General features: G+C 71.5%; 3 protein-coding genes. All 3 read left to right on the forward strand.

Annotation, left to right across the window (positions count from 1 at the left end):
- Positions 1 to 443, forward strand: a 443-nt coding sequence (locus QAA18_RS01800) for a hypothetical protein (protein WP_279410568.1), incomplete at its 5' end; no start/stop codon positions are given.
- Complete coding sequence (locus tag QAA18_RS01805; RefSeq protein WP_279410570.1) at positions 443 to 1,087, forward strand: histidine phosphatase family protein; 645 nt, start codon at positions 443 to 445, stop codon at positions 1,085 to 1,087. The genes QAA18_RS01800 and QAA18_RS01805, both read left to right, overlap by 1 nt.
- 14 nt (positions 1,088 to 1,101) lie before the next feature.
- Positions 1,102 to 2,074, forward strand: a 973-nt coding sequence (locus QAA18_RS01810; protein WP_279410571.1) for a bifunctional folylpolyglutamate synthase/dihydrofolate synthase, incomplete at its 3' end; no start/stop codon positions are given.

Here is a 2,074-nt window from a genome sequence, read left to right on the forward strand (position 1 = left end):
GCGAAGCCTCCACGCGGGTCACGCCGGTCAACGCGCTGCAGGAAGCCGCCGCGCGCGGACTGGTCGTGGCCGAGACCGTGGGCGGCGACAGCGACGGCTTCGACCGCCTGCTGCGCCTGCGCATCGAAGGCGAATCCGGTGCCGCGCGCGAGATCGAGGCGACCCTGCACCGCGGTCCGCGCGTGGTCCGCCTGGACGGCGTCGAGATCGAGTTCGACCCGCAGGCGCACCTGCTGCTGATGCGCAACTCCGACCGCCCCGGCATCATCGGCCTGGTCGGCTCGCACCTGGGCGCGGCCGGCGTCAACATCGTCAATTTCTCGCTGGGCGCCAAGGGCGATGGCGAGGCGCTGGCGGCAATCACCGTCGACCGCGCCGTACCCGATGCGCAGCTGGTCGCGCTGCGCGGCATTCCCGGCATCCTCTCGCTGGAGTCCCTGTAATGCGCATCCTGCTTGCCCGCCATGGCGAAACCCCGTGGAACGCAGAAGGCCGCTACCAGGGCCAGGAAGACATCGCACTGTCGCCGGTCGGCGAATCGCAGGCGCGCGCGCTGGGCGAGCGCCTGCGCGAGGTGCGCATCGACTGCGCCGTAGCCTCGCCGTTGTCGCGCGCACGCCGCACCGCCGAGTTCGCGCTCGGCGAAGCGCGCGCGGCGATGCTGCAGGTCGACGAGGGCCTGATGGAAATCGCCCATGGCGAGTGGGAAGGCCTGCTTGCCGGCGAGATCCACGCACGCGATCCCGACCGTGCGCGTGCCTGGCGCGAAGCGCCGCACGAGGTGCTGATGCCGCAGGGCGAATCGCTGCAGCACGTGCTCGACCGTGCCTGGCCGGCGCTTGCGCGCGCCTGCGAAGGGTTGGGCGACGGCGACACGCTGCTGCTGGTCGCGCACGACGCGGTCAACCGGGTCTTGCTGTGCCGCATCCTCGGCATCCCGCTGTCGCGGCTGTGGGGTTTCCGCCAGGCGCCGACCACGCTCAACCTGCTCGAGGGGCCGTCAGTGGAGCGCCTCGAGGTCGTGCGCCTGAACGACTGCGCGCACCACACGCCGCTGTTCGGCGAAGCGGTGCACCGGGCGCTGTAGTCCTACAATTACGCATGCGTAGAACCCTCGCCCAGTGGCTCGAGTACATCGAGCAGCAGCACCCGCGTTCGGTCGAACTCGGGCTCGATCGCATGCGCGCCGTCGCCGGGCGCATGGGCCTGGGGCGTCCGGCGCGCAAGGTTGTCACCGTCGGCGGGACCAACGGCAAGGGATCGACGGTGGCCTTCATCGAGGCCATCGCGCGCGCCACGGGCCGTCGCGTCGGCGCCTACACCTCGCCGCACCTGCTGGCCTACAACGAGCGCGTGCGCATCGACGGACGCGACGCCGGCGACGATGAGCTGGTGGCCGGATTCGAAGCGGTGGACGCAGCCCGCGGCGAGACCCCGCTGACCTATTTCGAGTACGGCACGCTCGGCGCGTTGTGGCTGTTCCAGCGCGCCGGCCTGGACCTGGCAGTACTCGAGGTCGGGCTGGGCGGGCGCCTGGATTCGGTCAACCTGGTCGACGCCGACGTGGCGGTGGTTACCACCGTCGACATCGACCACGTCGATTACCTGGGTCCGGATCGGGATGCGATCGGCTTCGAGAAGGCCGGCATCGCACGACCCTGGAAGCCGCTGGTGCTGGGCGACGACGATCCGCCGGCCAGCGTGCTGCGCCATGCCTACGCGATCGGCGCATCGGCGGTGCGCGCGCGTTGCGACTTCTTCTTCGAGCCGCTGGACGACGGACAGTGGCTCTGGCGCGAGGTCGGCAGGAAGTTCCGGCTGCCGATGCCCGCGCTGAGCGCACCGTCGCAGTTGCGCAATGCGGCCACGGCGATCGCCGCGCTGCGCGCGCTGGGCATGCCGCTGACGGCGCAGGCGGTGGCCGAAGGCATCGCCAGCGCGCACGCGCCCGGGCGCCTGCAGCGCTTCGAGCGCGACGGGGTCGCGATCCTGGTCGACGTCGGCCACAACCCGCAGGCGGCACGCGAACTGGCGTCGTGGCTGCGCAATACGCCGATGCCCGGGCGCACCCTGG

It is taken from the genome of Luteimonas sp. 8-5, assembly GCF_029763755.1.
Classification (GTDB): Bacteria; Pseudomonadota; Gammaproteobacteria; order Xanthomonadales; family Xanthomonadaceae; genus Cognatiluteimonas.